Annotated in this window: 15 protein-coding genes; 8 read left to right on the forward strand and 7 right to left on the reverse strand. The window is 41.1% G+C overall.

Features of this window, described 5'->3' with window-relative positions; genetic code table 11:
- Positions 1-90: 90 nt before the first annotated feature.
- Entirely contained in the window at positions 91-1,152 is a 1,062-nt protein-coding gene (locus PGLA_RS10190) for a chitosanase (protein WP_145939532.1), read from the forward strand.
- A 55-nt stretch (positions 1,153-1,207) separates the two neighbouring features.
- On the opposite strand, the gene PGLA_RS10195 is transcribed toward PGLA_RS10190, so the two are convergent.
- Genes PGLA_RS10195 through PGLA_RS10205 form a run of 3 tightly spaced genes read right to left on the reverse strand, consistent with a single transcriptional unit; the run spans position 1,208 to position 4,104 of the window.
- Positions 1,208-2,218, reverse strand: a complete 1,011-nt coding sequence (locus PGLA_RS10195; RefSeq protein WP_068532200.1) for a Gfo/Idh/MocA family protein — start codon at positions 2,216-2,218, stop codon at positions 1,208-1,210.
- Positions 2,215-3,336 carry a Gfo/Idh/MocA family protein gene (locus tag PGLA_RS10200; RefSeq protein WP_068532202.1) on the reverse strand — a complete coding sequence of 374 codons (1,122 nt, stop codon included), beginning with the start codon at positions 3,334-3,336 and terminating at the stop codon, positions 2,215-2,217. Before PGLA_RS10200 ends, PGLA_RS10195 begins: the two co-directional genes overlap by 4 nt.
- Before the next feature lie 21 nt (positions 3,337-3,357).
- The gene (locus tag PGLA_RS10205) at positions 3,358-4,104 is read right to left on the reverse strand and encodes a sugar phosphate isomerase/epimerase family protein (RefSeq protein WP_068532204.1); all 747 of its coding nucleotides are present in this window, start codon (positions 4,102-4,104) and stop codon (positions 3,358-3,360) included.
- 110 nt (positions 4,105-4,214) lie between these two features.
- Here PGLA_RS10205 and PGLA_RS10210 point away from each other — a divergent pair, with 110 nt between their 5' ends.
- Positions 4,215-5,114, forward strand: a complete 900-nt coding sequence (locus tag PGLA_RS10210; RefSeq protein WP_068532206.1) for a helix-turn-helix domain-containing protein — start codon at positions 4,215-4,217, stop codon at positions 5,112-5,114.
- Positions 5,115-5,208: 94 nt separating this feature from the next.
- On the opposite strand, the gene PGLA_RS10215 is transcribed toward PGLA_RS10210, so the two are convergent.
- Positions 5,209-7,068 (reverse strand): LTA synthase family protein, encoded by a 1,860-nt coding sequence (locus tag PGLA_RS10215; RefSeq protein ID WP_068532208.1) that lies wholly within the window; start codon positions 7,066-7,068, stop codon positions 5,209-5,211.
- Positions 7,069-7,335: 267 nt separating this feature from the next.
- Positions 7,336-8,715, reverse strand: a complete 1,380-nt coding sequence (gene gdhA, locus PGLA_RS10220) for an NADP-specific glutamate dehydrogenase (RefSeq protein WP_068532210.1) — start codon at positions 8,713-8,715, stop codon at positions 7,336-7,338.
- Positions 8,716-8,900: 185 nt separating this feature from the next.
- Here gdhA and PGLA_RS10225 point away from each other — a divergent pair, with 185 nt between their 5' ends.
- Together PGLA_RS10225 and PGLA_RS27930 are read left to right on the forward strand one after the other, a co-directional pair.
- Positions 8,901-11,192 carry a helicase C-terminal domain-containing protein gene (locus PGLA_RS10225; RefSeq protein WP_068532212.1) on the forward strand — a complete coding sequence of 764 codons (2,292 nt, stop codon included), beginning with the start codon at positions 8,901-8,903 and terminating at the stop codon, positions 11,190-11,192.
- A 117-nt stretch (positions 11,193-11,309) separates the two neighbouring features.
- Positions 11,310-11,456 (forward strand): hypothetical protein, encoded by a 147-nt coding sequence (locus tag PGLA_RS27930; protein WP_161487869.1) that lies wholly within the window; start codon positions 11,310-11,312, stop codon positions 11,454-11,456.
- 24 nt (positions 11,457-11,480) lie between these two features.
- On the opposite strand, the gene PGLA_RS10230 is transcribed toward PGLA_RS27930, so the two are convergent.
- Together PGLA_RS10230 and PGLA_RS10235 are read right to left on the reverse strand one after the other, a co-directional pair.
- Positions 11,481-12,164, reverse strand: coding sequence for a CidB/LrgB family autolysis modulator (locus PGLA_RS10230; protein WP_068532569.1), 684 nt, complete (start codon positions 12,162-12,164; stop codon positions 11,481-11,483).
- Positions 12,164-12,535 carry a CidA/LrgA family holin-like protein gene (locus PGLA_RS10235; RefSeq protein ID WP_068532571.1) on the reverse strand — a complete coding sequence of 124 codons (372 nt, stop codon included), beginning with the start codon at positions 12,533-12,535 and terminating at the stop codon, positions 12,164-12,166. The genes PGLA_RS10230 and PGLA_RS10235 overlap by 1 nt, the downstream gene beginning before the upstream one ends.
- A gap of 123 nt (positions 12,536-12,658) precedes the next feature.
- Between PGLA_RS10235 and cidR the strand changes: the two genes are divergently transcribed.
- The 4 genes from cidR (at position 12,659) to PGLA_RS10255 (ending at position 17,736) form a co-directional block, all read left to right on the forward strand.
- Positions 12,659-13,564 (forward strand): cidABC operon transcriptional activator CidR, encoded by a 906-nt coding sequence (cidR, locus tag PGLA_RS10240; RefSeq protein ID WP_211269530.1) that lies wholly within the window; start codon positions 12,659-12,661, stop codon positions 13,562-13,564.
- A 123-nt stretch (positions 13,565-13,687) separates the two neighbouring features.
- Positions 13,688-14,152: a MarR family winged helix-turn-helix transcriptional regulator gene (locus tag PGLA_RS10245; RefSeq protein ID WP_068532214.1), complete on the forward strand. Its 465-nt coding sequence runs from the start codon at positions 13,688-13,690 to the stop codon at positions 14,150-14,152.
- 3 nt (positions 14,153-14,155) lie between these two features.
- Positions 14,156-15,883, forward strand: coding sequence for an ABC transporter ATP-binding protein (locus PGLA_RS10250; protein WP_068532216.1), 1,728 nt, complete (start codon positions 14,156-14,158; stop codon positions 15,881-15,883).
- Positions 15,880-17,736: an ABC transporter ATP-binding protein gene (locus PGLA_RS10255; protein WP_068532218.1), complete on the forward strand. Its 1,857-nt coding sequence runs from the start codon at positions 15,880-15,882 to the stop codon at positions 17,734-17,736. The genes PGLA_RS10250 and PGLA_RS10255 overlap by 4 nt, the downstream gene beginning before the upstream one ends.
- Positions 17,737-17,892: the final 156 nt, after the last annotated feature.

Consider the following 17,892-nt stretch of genomic DNA (forward strand, 5'->3'; position numbering starts at 1 on the left):
AAGTTAAAGCGCTTATACTATTGACGAATGATTAGGATTGCATTATATTAATCGTGTTGGTAAAAATTACATTCTTTTAGGAGGAATGGTATGGATAAGGAAGTCGCTAGACCCGTCAATAATAGAGTGAAATTTTTAGTTATCTCGCTTTGCTTTATCGTTAGTGCTTCATTTTCGGGGATATCGAACCCTATTCAAACGAAGGTTTATGCTGATGAGAATAGTGCTCCTTCGGAGGAATATATCGATTCAGGTGAGGTTTATGATGATTCAGGTGAAGTATACGATGATTCATATGAGTTAAATACGGAGGAATCATTATCTACAATAAACGAAGAAGATTTGTTAAGCCAAGATGCCGTGGCAGCAGCTATTGATCATGACGCTAATTTCTCGCCAGCGACGCTCAAGTTCCTGAAGACGAATACGGGACTTGATGGAGAGCAGTGGAATAACATCATGAAGCTGGTCAACAAAGCAGAGCAAGACAAGCTTGATTGGACAAAGTTCTATGGTTATTGTGAGGATATCGATGATGAACGTGGATATACGATAGGTATATTTGGAGCTACAACAGGGGGTCCCAGAGACACAGGCCCTGATGGCCCAGCATTGTTCAAAGAATTTGATGCTGCCAGTGGAGCTAGCAATCCATCGATTCAAGGCGGATTGAAACGTGCTGGTGTTAAAGGAACGATGAGTGGCTCCATTTTGAATATTACCGATAGCGATAGTGTTTTTGTCAAAAAGATTAATGCACTCCAAAAAAATGCTGCATGGAGAGAGGCAATGTGGCGCACTTTCTATAACGTATATATCAAATATAGTGTGCAGCAAGCGAAGAATCGCGGATTTAATTCTGCACTGACCATCGGATCCTTCGTCGATACAGCACTAAATCATGGAGCATCCGGTGGTTCTGATAGTCTCGAAGGCATACTCTCTCGGTCTGGAAACAGCACCAACGAGAAAACCTTCATGACCAATTTCTATGCCAAACGTACCTTGATCGTAGATACCAATGAATACAATCAGCCGCCCAATGGCAAAAACCGTGTGAAACAATATAGTACTCTTCTGAGCTCAGGTGAGACAGATCTGAAGAACGCCGATGCCGCAGTTGTTAAAGCGACTAGCTGGATCATGAAGTAAATAAAAGGTCGCATTCCCAGTGATACTGAGAATGCGACCTTTCTAGTCTTCTAAATCAATAAGATTGCGATTTCAACTCATCTAGACGAACTGCGCGATGCTCACGAGCTGAAATATTCGATGCTTCCATCAGCCTCGTCAATTGAGTTGCGCATGTAATGTTCTCATCTGCTGACGTATCCTGCTGAATATGGGCAATCCATTGTTCGAAAGCACTAATGCGATGATTGGGTAGCGGTATTTCCACCCAATCATTCGTATATTCTTCTCTTTGGGATGTCCGAATGAGCAGTTTGTTATCAGGCGTACCATACAGAAGGGTACCATCCGTGCCATGAACTTCTATCGTAAATGGAGAGAAATTATTCACAAATCCTGCTTCTACCACGCCTACGGCCCCAGAAGGGGTTGATAATAATACGGCAGCGTTATCTTCAACCTCTTTTCCTGTGATATAGCCAAATTGTGCATTGACCTCAACTGGTTCCTGTCCTAAGAACAGACTTGTCAGATACATAGGGTGACAGCCAAGGTCGATTAACGCTCCACCGAGGCATTCTTCAAATTGGTAGAAATGATCCGGTAACCAGCCTGCTGTGGCTCCATTATGAGATAAACGAACACGAACGTTTGTCACCTCACCAAGCAGTCCTTGCTTCAATATATCTTGAATGGCAAGTGTGTATCCGTCATTTAATCTTGGAAGGGAAACCGTCAGTTTCACTTGTGTCTCATCAATCGATTTTAAAATTTCAGTGACTTCACGTAGTGTAGGGGCAATGACTTTTTCTGTGAAAATATGTTTGCCCGCTGCAGCTGCTCTAATTATCACCTCATGGTGCATGGATGTAGGCGCATCCACAATCACTGCATCAATATCATCAGATTTCAGCATCTCATCCAGTGAATCGTAGAAAGGAACGCCTTGTTTCTCTGCTGCTTCTTTCCCACGTGTCGGATTTTCATCCCAGACTGCTACGATTTCTGCCTCTGGATGCTCTTGGGCTTGTTTGGTATAATCCCATGCATGTACATGCCAGTAACTAATTTTCCCGATTCGTATCATATGTTCAGTTCCTCTCTAGATGATTTATCAAAATATACCGTTTTTCCAGTCCGCGCTGATTCATAAATCGCTTCAAGTATTTCAGTAACGACGAGTGCTTGTTCCGGCAACACAACTGGGTCTGTATCATTGATGATACTTTCAATCCACAATCTACATTCTCTACCCGCCTGGGTTTCAGATTTGCCTGCAAAATAAGCAACTCCGCCTACATTTAATTCTGGCTTTTTCGTAAATAGGTGACCCAGCTCTTCTCCATTGATTCGCAGACCGTCTTTCATGTCCGCACCACCTTCGGTACCACATAGCGTAGCCTGCGCTTCGCCCACATCTAATGTATTCAGCGCCCAGCTAGCTTCGAGCGTAACCGTTGCTCCATTGTCCATCGTAATAAATCCAAAAGCGGAATCCTCTACTGTAAATAGTGCCGGGTCCCAAGGGCCGAAGGCATTTGCTGCGTCTTTCTTGCTACCCAGCTTGTGATACACATTACCTTTAACACTCTTCACTTTGTAATTGTCCATTAACCATAACGTTAGGTCCAGCGCATGGGTTCCGATATCGATTAACGGTCCACCGCCTTGTTCATCTTCATTCAAGAATACGCCCCATGTTGGAACAGCACGTCTACGAATAGCATGAGCTTTAGCGTAATAAATGTCGCCGAGTTCGCCTCGTTCACATACCTTTTTAAGTAGCAAGGAGTCTGGACGATAGCGATTGTCGTAACCGATAGATAGCTTCTTACCTGTACGCTTGGCAGCTTCCAGCATTAATCTGGCTTCGGCAGCAGTCTTGGCCATTGGTTTCTCACACAGCACATGTTTGCCTGATTCTAATGCGTCGATCGTAATGAAGGAATGCGATTTGTTCGGCGTGCAGACATGGATGACATCGATACTTGTATCTTTCAATAGTTCTTTGTAATCTGCGTATATTTGAATGTTATCAAGGTTGAATTTCTTAGCCGTCTCAATAGCACGCTCTTCGATAATATCGCACAAAGCAACGAGTTCTACATTGGACTGCGTAATTAAATTAGGGATATGTTTGCCATTAGCAATTCCTCCACAACCGACGATTCCTACTTTTAGTATTTTCTCAGCATTCTGTGTCATGTCATATTCCCCTTTGATAAGTTATAGAATTCCTCTTAAATATTGTAAGCTCATCTCAATACTTTGCAGTTGTGGTAGATCGAACTCTTCTTGTTCTACGGTATACCAATCAAGATTGAATTGTTTGGCAGCTGCAGTAATGCTATTGAAATCGATAATTCCTGAGCCAATCTCTATATTTCGTTTGTCTTCTTTACTCTTCATATCTTTCATATGCAAGATGGCACAACGTTCCTTGTATTGATGAATAAAGTCTATGGAATGAAGACCTGCATGTTCTACCCAAAATGTATCTAACTCCATAAATAAATGATCTGAATGTGTATGACTCATGAGTAGATCTAGCCCATATACACCCTCGAATGTCTGGAATTCAATATCGTGATTATGGTAACCGAACCTTATGCCATGCTCTTTACAGCGTTCACCAATGATATTAAACTGTTCAGCTGTTCGTTTATAACTATCAGCACTGTCTCGCATCTCTTCTGGAAGACCCGGACAAACGATATATGGGTTTTGAATCTCTAGTGAATACTCAATCGTGCGATCAAGATTTACTTCGAGCTCAGAAATACCAATATGGCTACCCGCGGCTTGAAGTCCTAAATCATCTAACTCTTTTCTCAAATCTTTAGCTGATGTACCAAAATATCCAGCGAACTCCACACCGTCGTACCCGATCTCTGCAACCTTTTTCAGTGTGCCGAGAAAATCTACATTCGTTAATTCCTTAATTGAATAGAGTTGTAATGCGATATTTGCCATGTCGCTTTAGCTCCTTTCTTGATACAAATAAAGTTACCAAATTCAGAGTATAAGTAATACAATGAAGCTATCTTAAAATATTAAATATTTGTCATCGTGGGAGTGTTATCATGACGGAAGCTTACTTTGAATCTAATCGGTCACCCTTAGGTTCCATCCAGTATCCTTATGAATGTATGATTCATACAAGTGTTGGAAGTCGATGGGTTGTAGGTGCACACTGGCATACTTATATTGAAATTCTATATTTCTTATCTGGACAAGCGAAGGTGTTTCTTGGTGGAGAATGCCATATTCTGAGTAAAGGGGATCTTATCCTTATTCATTCTCATGAGACGCATTCTATTTATTCGACGGACGTGGAAGAGGTCGCTTATGTCGTGATCAAGTTTGACCCGGAAATACTATATTCCACTTCAAGAACGATTTTCGAATCCAAATATGTGCTACCCTTCACCATGGCGAAATCAACGAATCAGCGAGTTTTCACCGAACAAGATTTGATAGATACACCGATACCTTCCCTTGTTACAGAGATTCATGAAGAGTTTTCTTCGCAAAACTATGGGTTTGAACTAGCAGTTCGGACATTAATATGTAGAGTATTTCTGTGGTTTTTGCGGAGGTCGCAGGATACTCAACCGAATTGGGATATTGCCCATTCACTGAAAGAAATGGATTTTCAAATGCTACAAAAGGTGTTCGAATACATTGATGATCATTACATGGAGGACATTAATGCGGAAACGGCCGCACGTATGTGTAACCTGAGTTATAGTTATTTCTCACGAAAGTTCAAAGCAATCATGGGGAAGACGTTTACGAACTACTTGAACTACATACGGATTACAGAAGCGGAGAAATTACTGCTGACGACAGACACTAGTATGACGGAGATTGCTTTGGAGGTTGGATTCTCGAATTCTAGTTATTTCATTCAGCAATTTAAGCAATTTAAGAATATTGCGCCTAATCAATTTCGCAAAAAGATTAGTCAAGAAAATACGTGAACTCGCTGTAGAAGGTCGGCATGCAAAGAGGGTGTCCCTAGCCATTATGGCTTATGGGACACCCTCTATTTATATCTGTCTTGATAAACAGAAATTATTTCTTTTGTCGATCGGGTAACTGACTGACATAACTATCGGAAAGGTGGAGTAATTTCAGCGCCTGTTCATATTCAGCTTTCGTTGCGCTAACGCTACTGTCTTCATATCCGGCAAGAGGATAATGGGTTCCGTCCTCATATCCACTGCCTGAAAGAAATAAAGCCTTGGTACTCAGGAAAGAGCCAGTGGGAAGATAGTATCTCTGAGGGAGTATGTTTGTGTTCTGATTCAACAGATCTTGCCCGAAATGAATCTGAGAATCAAGCGACGCTCCAGCGAGATTAGCTATCGTTGGCAGGATATCTACCTGTCCACCGAGCTGTTCAAAAACTCGAGGGGAGGTTATTCCAGGTCCACTAATTACGAGTGGAATATTAAGCATATCTTTGTAGCTATATTCATGTCCGTAAATTTCTTGCATTAATTGTTCATCTTTACGTTCTAGAGAATACATAGGTAGACCCATATGATCTCCGTAAGTAACAATAAGGCTATTATCCCATACACCGTTCTTCTTCAAGTCTTCGATGAACAATCCAAGTGCGTAATCCGCGTAATTCTGAGCACGAATGTAATCCCCTACGAAGGTGCCTTCATAACGATCTGGTAATGTCATTTTATATTTGTCTTCTGGAATCGTGAAAGGATGATGTGCTGTCATAGAAATGACTTGAGCATAGAAGGGCTCAGTTTGTTGATCCATTTCTTGTAGTTTCACTGCGGTCTTTTTATACAGGACTTCATCCGTGGATCCGAAGAACACAACGTCTTCATCTTCAAAGAATGGTTGAGCATAATATTTGTCGAATCCTAGAGCGTTGTACAATTCTCTACGATTCCAGAACTCCACATTATTCGTGTGGAATGTTGCACTCTGATATCCTTGTTCCTTCAATAGTTTAGGAAGACTCGGTAACTGCTTGTCAGGGTAGTTCTGTGTAGCAGCCCCAATGGATGGGATATAGAAAGAAGTATTCACGACAAACTCCGCATCTGATGTATTTCCTTGTCCAACCTGTTGATAGAAGTTAGGAAAGTAAAAATTGCTATTTACTAATTTGTTCATATTAGGAGTGATTTCTTGGCCATCAATCTTCAGATTAATCAAGAAATTCTGAAATGATTCTAATTGAATAATAATAATGTTCTTGCCTTCCGCAGCCTGCGAGAAGGCAGGGTTAACCGGAACGGTGGTTCCTTTTAATTGATCGATGGATTGTTGCGAAATTTCATCCATGGGAACCATTTCAGTTTTATCTTTTGAGAAAATAGTATAGGCCTCATAGCTTAGAATACCCATCTCTTGAGCTTGTGTAATTTCATTCATGCTCGCTCGATTTGGAAGTACATTAAAGAGGCAGACGACCAATGAAAAGATGAATAATATCGAAACGGCACGTTTGCTCCCTTTATGGGCCATATGGCGTTTCCATTGCTTAAACTTGGTGTGGCGAAAGGAAAGTATGAAGTAGAGAATAATATCAGTAAAAATAAATAAATAATATGGGGCAAGTAGTGAGAAGACACTATTGCTTACAGCGGTTACTTGATTAACTTGTTCTAGTGCATGATAGGTCACAATGACTCCATAATACTTATAGTACATAATGACAGCGAAGAATATGGATGTTACAAGAAGGTTAATGACCATATACCAGGTTAATTTACGCTTGCTAGCAAACCATTCTACTAGACTGAATAATAGCCATATGAAAGGAATCTCTGTAACTAATACCTTCCAAGGAAGGAGCTCTCCAAAGGTAACAGCCCACGCTAAATGACCTTTAAGCAATAAAATAATGGTGAATAGTACGAAAGGCCTCTTTAGAAGCCTCTTAATAGATGACCAAGACAAATGAATGACTTCCTTTCCATATGAATGTATGAACGCTTATATATGATTTATGAAAAGAATAGAATATATGTAATTATGCTCTCGAGCGTATTAGATGTCAAAACCAGGTTTTACTAGATTAGTAAACATACTAGATAGATCGAACTAAAAACGAACCCTCATATTCATAAATCAATAACAAATAAGGCATCCCGCAGATCAGTATAGCTACCGATCACAGAAATGCCTTATTCAAATCATACGTTTAGGGTTCACATTATAAGATAATTAGATTACACCGTGAGCTAACATAGCATCTGCAACCTTGATGAATCCAGCAATATTAGCGCCAACCACAAGGTTTCCTGGGTAGCCATAAGTTTCAGCTGCTTCCGCACTGCTCTTATAAATGTTAATCATAATTTGGTGTAACTTCTCATCGACTTCTTCAAAAGTCCAAGCCAATCTCATGCTATTCTGTGACATTTCAAGAGCAGATACTGCTACTCCACCAGCATTTGCAGCCTTAGCAGGTCCGAATAGAATACCATTCTCCAAGAATACATCAATAGCTGCTAAAGTAGATGGCATGTTAGCACCTTCTGCTACGGCTTTAACACCGTTCTTCACGAGCAATTTAGCTGCATCTTCATCGATCTCATTCTGTGTAGCACATGGTAGTGCGATATCACAAGGAATGGACCAGATATTCTGACATCCTTCATGGTAAGTAGCATTTGGATGTTCATTGACATATTCACTGATACGTTTTCTTTCAACTTCTTTAAGTCTTTGAACGGTTTCGTAATTAATACCAGTAGGATCGTAGACATATCCGTTAGAGTCACTACATGCAACAACAGTTGCTCCCAATTGAGCTGCTTTTTGGATCGCGTAGATAGCTACATTTCCAGAACCAGATACAACCACAGTACTTCCGTTTAGAGTAAGGTTTTGAGCTTGTAGCATTTCATTTACGAAATAAACAGTACCGTAGCCTGTTGCTTCTGGACGTGCTAAGCTACCGCCATAAGCGATCCCTTTACCTGTAAGAACGCCTGCTTGGTTGCCACCTTGGATTCTTTTGTATTGTCCGAACAAGAATCCGATTTCGCGAGCTCCAACACCGATATCACCAGCAGGTACATCCGCATCTGGACCAATATATTTGCAAAGTTCTGTCATGAAGCTTTGTGTAAATCTCATGACTTCGTCATCTGATTTCTCTTTTGGATCAAAGTCTGATCCACCTTTACCTCCACCGATAGGTAGACCAGTAAGTGAGTTTTTAAGGATTTGTTCGAATCCTAGGAACTTGATGATACTAGCGTTAACGGATGGGTGGAAGCGTAGTCCGCCTTTATAAGGGCCAATTGCACTATTAAACTGTACGCGGTATCCACGGTTAACTCTTACTTGTCCTTGATCATCAACCCAAGGCACTCGGAACATAATAAGTCTTTCTGGCTCTACTAATCTTTCAAGAATACCAGCTTTCATGTACTTCGGTTGTTTAGCTATAACTGGCACAAGAGAGTCAAGAATTTCTTTTACAGCTTGATGGAACTCTTCTTCGTTGGGATTACGTTTTTGAACCGTTTCAAATACACTGTTCACGTACTGTTTAGCTTGCACTTCATCGGGCTCATTCACATGTAAAAATGTCATAAAAAATCTCTCCTCTATTAATCTTTTTCTCTGTTTTTAAGAATTATACACTTTTTCTGTACCACTTCAACACATTAATACACTAGATTGTTAATTATATTTATTTATAAGTATCATAAGAATATCTAATGATCTGGATGGAATCATGATATGATAAATAAAAATCATGGGAACAGGTGATCCTATTGGTAGTACGGAGTAATGAACAGAAACAAGTAAAAGTATCTGTTCGGCCTTTGGTCGAATATGTTTTTCGCAGCGGAGATATCGAATCAGGGTTCCGTACTGCGAATGCACTTCACGAAGGAACTAGGATTCATCAACAAGTGCAGAAAATGTATAAAGAGGGTGATTTGAAAGAAGTATCCCTCAAGACAGAAATTCTATACGAGGACATGATCTATATCATTGAAGGAAGATGTGATGGACTAATCCACTTGGAGAATGGTTGGATGGTGGATGAGATCAAATCAACCTCCTCGGACATTTCACATATAGAGGAAGGCTATGTTGTTCACTGGGCTCAAGCACAACTATATGCTTATATGGTAGCGAAAGAACAGGGACTTGGTCAAATGAAGATTCAGTTAACGTATATTCAGGTTGTTACGGGTGATACGAAATGCGTCAGACGAGAGCATACTTTTTCAGAGCTGGAGTCTTTGGTAATGGAGATTCTGAGCAGATACACCCCCTATGCTTCCTTAAGGATTAACAATGCCCGCCGTAGGGATGAAAGTATACAATCACTACCCTTCCCTTTTGATAGCTATCGTGAGGGGCAGAGAAAGCTAGCAGGAGCAGTATATCAGACGGTAAAGGAAGGGCAGAAGTTGTTCGCGAAAGCACCTACAGGGATTGGGAAAACGCTATCAACATTGTTCCCGTCTGTGAAAGCGATAGGGGAGGGACTGCTTCAACAAATCTTCTACCTTACGGCTAGAACGACGACTCGAACCGCTGCAGAAAGGGCATTTGAGTTGATGCAATCCAAGGGATTATGTGTACAAACTGTGACGTTAACGGCTAAGGATAAAATATGTTTCCAAGAAAAGGTCTCATGTCGTAAAGAAGACTGCTCTTTTGCAGAGGGCTATTACGACCGTCTTAACGGAGCGATCATGGATATGTTATCGAGTGAGACCTTGATGAACAGGACTGTGATTGAGCATTATGCCCGCAAGCATCAACTGTGCCCCTTTGAGTTCTCATTAGATGCAGCCTATGCGGCAGATGCGATTATATGTGATTACAACTACGTCTTTGATCCACGAGTATCACTGAAGCGACTGTTTGAAGAGCGGAAGAAGAAGACGGTATTACTCGTGGATGAAGCCCACAACTTAGTCGATCGAGGACGAGAGATGTTCTCAAGCGATATAGGCAAGACTGAATTTCTGGAACTTCAGAGAGGATATAAAGGTACGAATGATCGTATTCATGAAACGTCCCGTGCTGTGAATCAGTATTTCATTCGTTTGAAAAAAGAATGTGGCGAGGTTAAGCGAAAGTTATGGAAGGAACCTCCTGAAGAACTTATCGCTTTGTTGGAGCTCTTTGTTCAAGAAGCAGAACAAGAACTTCAAGGGAACGCAAATGTAGATTCGGGCCCATTGCTATTAGATACCTACTTCGCTGCACAAAATATGATTCGAATATCAAAATTATATGATGAGCGGTATGTGACTTATGCTGAGGTCATTTCAAATAGCGTGGCCATCAAAATATTCTGCATGGATCCTTCAACCTTGCTCGCTCAAACAGGAAAAGGATTTCGCTCGACGATATTCTTTTCCGCCACGCTGTCTCCCCTTCATTATTATCGAGACATGCTCGGAGCAGGAGAAGATGATTACAGTGTGACTGTACCTTCTCCATTCCACCCTGAACAACTAGACGTACGAATTGAGCCCCTCTCAACGAGGTACCGGGATCGAGAGAAGACCAAAGAAGCATTAGTGCGCTTATTGAGTCAGATGGTACGTGAGAAGAAAGGGAATTACTTGATCTTCTTTCCATCCTATCAGTATTTGTATGATATATATGATCCGTTTATGTCGGACAATGCTGATCTAAGCACTATTGTTCAGGGTCAGGGTATGGCTGAAGAGGAGAGGGAGGCTTTCTTAGCGTCCTTTCGGTCGGATAATTCAGAGACATTCATCGGATTTGCTGTGTTGGGAGGTATTTTCTCTGAAGGTATTGATCTACAGGGAGATCGATTGAATGGCGTGGCTATTGTGGGGGTAGGACTACCTCAGTTAGGAATGGAACGAGATTTGATTAAGGATTATTTCAATGGGATCGGCAAGAATGGATACAACTATGCTTATGTATTTCCAGGTATGAACAAAGTACAGCAAGCGGGTGGCAGACTCATTAGGTCGGAACAAGATACAGGTATTCTGATGTTAGTGGATGATCGATTCACGCAGCGACCATATCATGATTTATTACCTGAGGAGTGGAGGGGATAGATTGTGGTCGTGTGAATTGAGATGCATATTTGCTCCTACAAAAAAAGAGTGTCCCTAGCCAAATGGCTTTTGGGACACTCTTTCATTGAATAGTAATTGTTGTATTGAGAGTAATGGATGAAGCAGAAACGTAGCGCAGAGGACGGAATTGTCCTGGAGAAGCGTAAGCGTTCGCCTTTGAACTCTGATTTCTACCGCTATAGGCGGTATGTGATCAAGAAATCAGAGGGCAACAGCGATCGGAAGGACAATCCGTTATCGTAGCGGTCCTTCTAAACAACAGTAGTATTAATGCATTAATAAAATATTCATCATCGTAGGAGCCATTCCAAGGGTAAAGAGAGCAGCCAGAATCATCGAGACACTGGAAATAGTGCCGCTTAGCGCACTCATCTCAAATGCCTTGGACGTACCCATACCATGGGCACTAGTACCGAGAAGTACGCCTCGTGCTACCTCATTATCAATATGGAATATTCGTAATACGGAAGGTCCGATGATCGTGCCGAACAGACCTGTAAGAATAACGAATACTGCCGTTATATTGGGGACGCCTCCGATGACTTGAGACACGTTAATAGCAATGGGTGTTGTGATGGACCGAGGCATAAGGCTGGTCACAAGCGAACTACTCAGGTGCATCCATTTTGCAAGAAACACGGAAGTGACCATCGCTACAATGGAACCAAACAGTACGCTCGTGATAATTTCAACAGCGTGCTTTTTTAATACCTTGAAATGCTTATATAGAGGCACGGCAAATGCTACAGTTGCAGGTTGCAGTAAATCACTGAGCCATTGGCCGCCAGAGTTATAAGATTCATATGGAACACCTGCTGATAATAAGAAGACAACGAGTATGACGGGTGTTATTAGTAAGGGAGAAAGATATACTTTCGACCATTTCTGATAGATCTTTTTGGCCGAATAATACACACCAAGAGTTAAGCTTAAGTAGAACAATCCGATCATCATGCTGCTCGTTTCTCCTTTTTCTTTGAAATTCTAGTTGCCATAAGTCCGGTACTTACCATGACAGTAAAAGTACTGATGAGGACAACAATTAGGATACGAATGCCATCCGTTTGAAGCATTGGAATGTATTTCATGACGCCGACAGCGGCGGGGACGAAGAGGAGAAGTAGTTCAGCGAGCAACCATTTTGCTCCGATATCAATCCACTCAAGACGGATAATGTGTGTCTCCAACAAGATGAATATCACGACAATCCCCACGATGCTTCCGGGTACTGGCAAATGAAGCCAACTTGTAATCTGATTCATGAGCATGGAGAACAGCATTAAAGCGGCTACTTGAAGGATTCCTTTGATCAAATTCATTATGTTGCAACTCCCTTTCATTCTGTATGAAAATTTTACATCAATTGTTTTCATAGGTAAAATGAATATAAAGAATGTATAACATGCATTTTGGCTATGATAGATACAAGAGGAGAAGTGAGTAGAATAGACATCCGACATCTACAATATTTCATGGAAGTTGCTCGTCACAGAAGTTTTACGAAAGCAGCTGAATCGCTATATATAACCCAGCCCACCATAAGTAAGACAATCAAGAATATCGAGGAGGAACTCGATATTATATTGTTTGACAGATCCAGCAAAAAGATCGAATTAACGGATGCTGGAAAAATCATGTTCGAACAGGGTCAACACATTGTGAATTCATTTCAGAATCTTTCATCAGAGCTGCAGGATTTACAGAATCTTAGAAAAGGTCATATTCGTATCGGACTACCACCTATGATTGGTTCTAGTTTCTTTCCTGAAGTAATCGGGCAGTTTCATCAACAGTATCCTGACGTTTCTATACAACTTTTTGAGGATGGTGCAAAGAAAGTGGAACTCGACGTGGAGAGCGGACTACTGGATATTGGTGTGACGGTACTACCAACGAATGACGAACTATTTCATTCCTTCTCTTTTGTACAGGAGAATCTAATGCTGCTTGCGCACCCTACACATACATTGGCAAAGAGAGAGAGCGTCTCCTTGTCAGAACTTGAAGATGAGTTATTCGTATTGTTTAGTGAAGATTTCGCTCTGCATGATCGAATTATTACAGAGTGTGTCCGTTTAGGATTCCAGCCTCATGTCGTCTATGAGAGCTCGCAGTGGGACTTAATTAGCGGGATGGTAGCTGCCAATTTGGGGATCGCTCTTCTACCAGAGACCATTTGTCGTGAAGTAGATGCGTCGCGGATTCATATCATCCCTCTCGTTAATCCATCCATTCCGTGGCAACTCGGCATGATTTGGCGTAAAGATCGGTACCAGTCTTTTGCCGCACAGGAATGGATACACTTCACGAAAGGAATACTCATGGAGAATAGTCGTACTAAGCAGGAATAAAGGCTACTTATAATATTTCTATTTGAAAACGTATGCAACATTTGACATATGTTTTTGGGGGGAATTATAATACATAGGTAACCTAACTAATTCGGATTTACTAGGAGAGAAACGTTTATCGTAATGGAGAATTTAAATGCGGAGAAATTGTTCATAGCTATTAAGAGATTCAATAAAGCAGGGTTTAGCCATAATGCGATTAAGGGTGTTAAACCAAGTGAAGTGATTCTTATGTTCTGTTTACAAAAGAAAAGAGAGCCTAATACTGCAGGTTTAAGAGTTTCTGAAATTAGTGAAATTCTAGGTGTTACTTCTCCTACCGTTACTCAGCTACTTAAGGAACTGGATGCTAAGGGGTTCATTGAACGAACAATGGATCAGGAAGATCGTAGAGCGGTTCGAATTAAGTTGAGTAAGAAGGGTAAAGAAGTCGTTCAAGAGGCATTAGCGCTAACAGAGGCTTCTTTTAGTGGTTTAATTCATTACTTAGGGGAAGAAGAAAGTAACCAACTGGTAGATTTACTCATTAAAGCTTGTCAATATTATGAGCAGGTAGACTCGCGTCAGACTGAAAGTGGGGATGAATAACATATGTTGAAATTATTTAAACATTTAAAACCGTACAGAATTCCAATCACATTTGTCCTCATTCTGGTATTTATACAATCATTATCGGATCTATATCTACCCACATTGATGGCGGATATTGTAGATAAAGGAATTGTGGAAGGTGATATTCCATATATTTGGCAAATAGGTGGCATCATGTTGCTGATTGCGGGTATAGGAGCTATTTGCTCTATAGGAGCAAGCTATTTCTCCTCTCGTGTTGCTGTAGGATTCGGTCAACGATTACGGAGTAAGATGTTCAATCATGTGCAGAATTTCTCACTACAGGAGTTTGATAAGATTGGCACAGCTTCTTTAATTACCCGGACCACGAATGATATTAACCAAGTTCAACAGGTGCTAATTATGCTTCTTCGCATGATGATAAGCGCTCCGATGATGTGTGTTGGTGGTATCATTATGGCCGTAAATAAAGACGCCAAATTATCACTTGTTATTGTTGTTGTTATTCCTGTACTTGTTGGTGCGATTGCGATTTTAGCACTTAAGGGACTTCCACTATTTAAAGCAATGCAGGTGAAGTTAGATACATTGAATCGTGTATTACGCGAGAATCTTACGGGTATGCGAGTAATTCGCTCGTTCAATCGTACGGAGCATGAGACTAAGCGCTTCAACGATGCCAATGTAGACTTAACAAACACAGCTATTAAAGTAAATAAAATTATGGCAGCTATGATGCCAATCATGATGCTTGTTATGAACTTTGCAACGATTTCCATTGTCTGGTTCGGTGGAATTCGTATAAGCAATGGTGATATGCAAGTAGGTTCTTTAATGGCATTTATTCAGTACGCTGCGCAAATCATGTTCTCTCTTATTATGGTTTCTGTTATTTTTGTTATCGTTCCAAGAGCTTCAGCTTCAGCAACCCGCATTAATGAGGTATTGAACATGGTACCGGAAATTAATGATCCAGCACAACCTAAGCAAGATAATGGTCAACGTGGTTACCTCACATTTGAGGATGTTACCTTCCATTATCCTGGCGCAGAACAACCAGCGATCGCTAACATTTCCTTTGATGCGAGACCGGGTGAGACAACTGCAATTATTGGAGGGACGGGATCAGGTAAGTCAACGCTTCTTAGTCTCATCCCACGTTTCTACGATGTAGGAAGTGGAAGAGTACTTATCGATGGTGTGGATGTACGAGAGCTATCACAGGAACAATTAAGAGCGAAGATTGGCTTCGTTCCGCAGAAATCAGTACTCTTCACCGGGACCATTGCTGAGAATATTCGTTATGGTAAGGAAGATGCCAGTGATGAAGAAATCCAGCGTGCTGCTGAAATAGCACAGGCCACTGAGTTTATATCGAATATGAAAGACGGATTTGAGTCCGACATCGCTCAAGGCGGTAGTAATATCTCTGGCGGACAGAAACAAAGACTTTCCATTGCTCGTGCATTGGTTAGAGATCCAGAAGTCTATGTATTTGACGATAGCTTCTCAGCTCTTGATTTCAAGACTGATTCCAAACTTCGTGCAGCAATGAAAGAGGTTACTGCGAATGCGACTGTACTATTAGTAGCTCAGAGAGTAAGTACGGTAATGGACGCTGATCGAATTATTGTGCTGGATGATGGTGGGATTGTCGGAATAGGTAAACACCAAGAGTTGATGGCTACCTGTGATGTATATCGTGAGATTGTATCCTCACAGTTGTCAGAGGAGGAAAGCGCATGAGTGAGAATAAGAAGTCTAGCTCAGGAATGGGAAGAGGACACGGACCAGGTGGACCAGGGATGGTCATGCCTGGCGAGAAGGCTAAGAATTTCAAGGAATCTTTAAAAAGATTAACTCAGTATCTTAAGCCTCGTAAGATTACATTGTTATTCATACTATTGATGGCGATATTAAGTACGCTATTTAGTATCGTAAGTCCCAAAATACTGGGGAAAGCGACGACTAAATTATTTGAAGGTATAATGACGCCAGGCGCCAAAATTGATTTTGATTATATCACACAGATCTTGCTGATCTTGATAGGTTTTTATATCATCAGTGCTTTATTCGGATATGTGCAACAATATCTGATGGCAGGAGTTGCTCAGAAAGTCGTACTCGATATGCGGACGCAAATTAATAGCAAGCTATCTCGCTTACCGCTCAAGTATTTCGATTCCAAGACACATGGTGAAATTCTGAGTCGTGCAACGAATGATGTCGACAATATCAGTACAACGTTACAACAAAGTTTAACGCAGCTTATTACATCTATTGTGACCATTGTTGGGGTCATTATTATGATGCTAACGATCAGTCCGTGGCTGACACTTATTACGATTATCACGCTGCCTCTAAGTGTTCTTGTTGTTAAAGGTGTAGCTAGCCGATCTCAGAAGTATTTCAAGGGACAACAAAAGTCTCTAGGTGATTTGAATGGACATGTGGAGGAAATGTACACAGGACATAAAATTGTGAAGGCATTTGGTCGTGAAGAACAATCGATGAAGGATTTCGATGAAATTAATGATAAATTGTACCACTCCGGTTGGAAAGCTCAATTTCTCTCCGGTTTGATTATGCCTTTAATGAGTTTTGTTAGTAATATCGGTTACGTATTAGTGTGTGTCGTAGGTGGAATATTTGTCACGAACGGAAGAATCACCATCGGGGATGTGCAAGCTTTTATTCAATACACAAGACAATTCTCGATGCCTATTGCCCAAACAGCTAACATTGCGAACGTTATTCAATCGACGATAGCATCCGCTGAACGTGTATTTGAACTCTTGGATGAAGAAGAAGAAGTGCCAGAACTTCAGAATGCTAAGACGATTCAATACCCACAAGGGGCAGTCCAATTCGAACATGTTAAGTTTGGATACAAGGAAGATGCCATACTCATTGAAGATATGAATATTGATGTGTCCCCTGGACAGACGATCGCCATTGTAGGACCAACGGGAGCAGGGAAGACGACACTCATTAATCTGCTTATGCGTTTCTATGAGTTAAATGATGGTGTGATCAAGATTGATGGCGTGAATATTGCGGATATGAAGCGTGGTGATCTTCGCAGCAAGTTCGGGATGGTTCTACAAGATACTTGGCTCTTTAATGGTACGATTAGAGACAATATTGCTTATGGTCGCGAAGGATCAACGGAAGAAGAGATTATTAAAGCCTCTAAGGCAGCCCATGCAGATCATTTCATTCGAACCCTTCCAGATGGTTATAATACAATTCTGAATGAAGAGGCTTCGAATATTTCGCAGGGTCAGAAACAGCTTCTAACCATTGCGAGAGCGATTCTAGCGAATCCATCTATTCTCATTCTAGATGAAGCAACCAGTAGCGTGGATACGCGTACTGAGATCTACATTCAGAAAGCCATGCATGAGCTGATGCAAGGTAGAACAAGTTTCGTCATTGCACATCGATTATCAACGATTCGAGATGCTGATCTTATACTAGTGATGAACCAGGGTAGCGTGATTGAGAAGGGTAACCATGAGGAATTACTGAAGCAGGGTGGTTTCTATGCAGACCTGTACAACAGCCAATTCTCAGAATCAATCGAGGATGCAGTGTAGATAACGAAGATTTGATGTATGACATTAAGGAGTACGCACTTTTTACTAGTGTGGTACTCCTTTTTTGATATACTGATACGTACGGGGGTGGGTAATTATGGATATAAGTACTAAGAGGAACCTCTAGAACATTTTCTTTTTTCAGGAGTGTTGTTG

The organism is Paenibacillus glacialis (genome assembly GCF_001637205.1).
In the GTDB taxonomy this organism is placed as follows: domain Bacteria; phylum Bacillota; class Bacilli; order Paenibacillales; family Paenibacillaceae; genus Paenibacillus_AQ; species Paenibacillus_AQ glacialis.

Excerpts from the sequence above, each read along its gene's own strand:
- PGLA_RS10190 (WP_145939532.1), top strand. The coding sequence starts at position 91 with ATGGATAAGGAAGTCGCTAGACCCGTCAATAATAGAGTGAAATTTTTA.
- PGLA_RS10195 (WP_068532200.1), bottom strand. The coding sequence starts at position 2,218 with ATGATACGAATCGGGAAAATTAGTTACTGGCATGTACATGCATGGGAT.
- PGLA_RS10200 (WP_068532202.1), bottom strand. The coding sequence starts at position 3,336 with ATGACACAGAATGCTGAGAAAATACTAAAAGTAGGAATCGTCGGTTGT.
- PGLA_RS10205 (WP_068532204.1), bottom strand. The coding sequence starts at position 4,104 with ATGGCAAATATCGCATTACAACTCTATTCAATTAAGGAATTAACGAAT.
- PGLA_RS10210 (WP_068532206.1), top strand. The coding sequence starts at position 4,215 with ATGACGGAAGCTTACTTTGAATCTAATCGGTCACCCTTAGGTTCCATC.
- gdhA (WP_068532210.1), bottom strand. The coding sequence starts at position 8,715 with ATGACATTTTTACATGTGAATGAGCCCGATGAAGTGCAAGCTAAACAG.
- PGLA_RS27930 (WP_161487869.1), top strand. The coding sequence starts at position 11,310 with ATGAAGCAGAAACGTAGCGCAGAGGACGGAATTGTCCTGGAGAAGCGT.
- PGLA_RS10230 (WP_068532569.1), bottom strand. The coding sequence starts at position 12,164 with ATGATCGGATTGTTCTACTTAAGCTTAACTCTTGGTGTGTATTATTCG.
- PGLA_RS10245 (WP_068532214.1), top strand. The coding sequence starts at position 13,688 with ATGGAGAATTTAAATGCGGAGAAATTGTTCATAGCTATTAAGAGATTC.
- PGLA_RS10250 (WP_068532216.1), top strand. The coding sequence starts at position 14,156 with ATGTTGAAATTATTTAAACATTTAAAACCGTACAGAATTCCAATCACA.
- PGLA_RS10255 (WP_068532218.1), top strand. The coding sequence starts at position 15,880 with ATGAGTGAGAATAAGAAGTCTAGCTCAGGAATGGGAAGAGGACACGGA.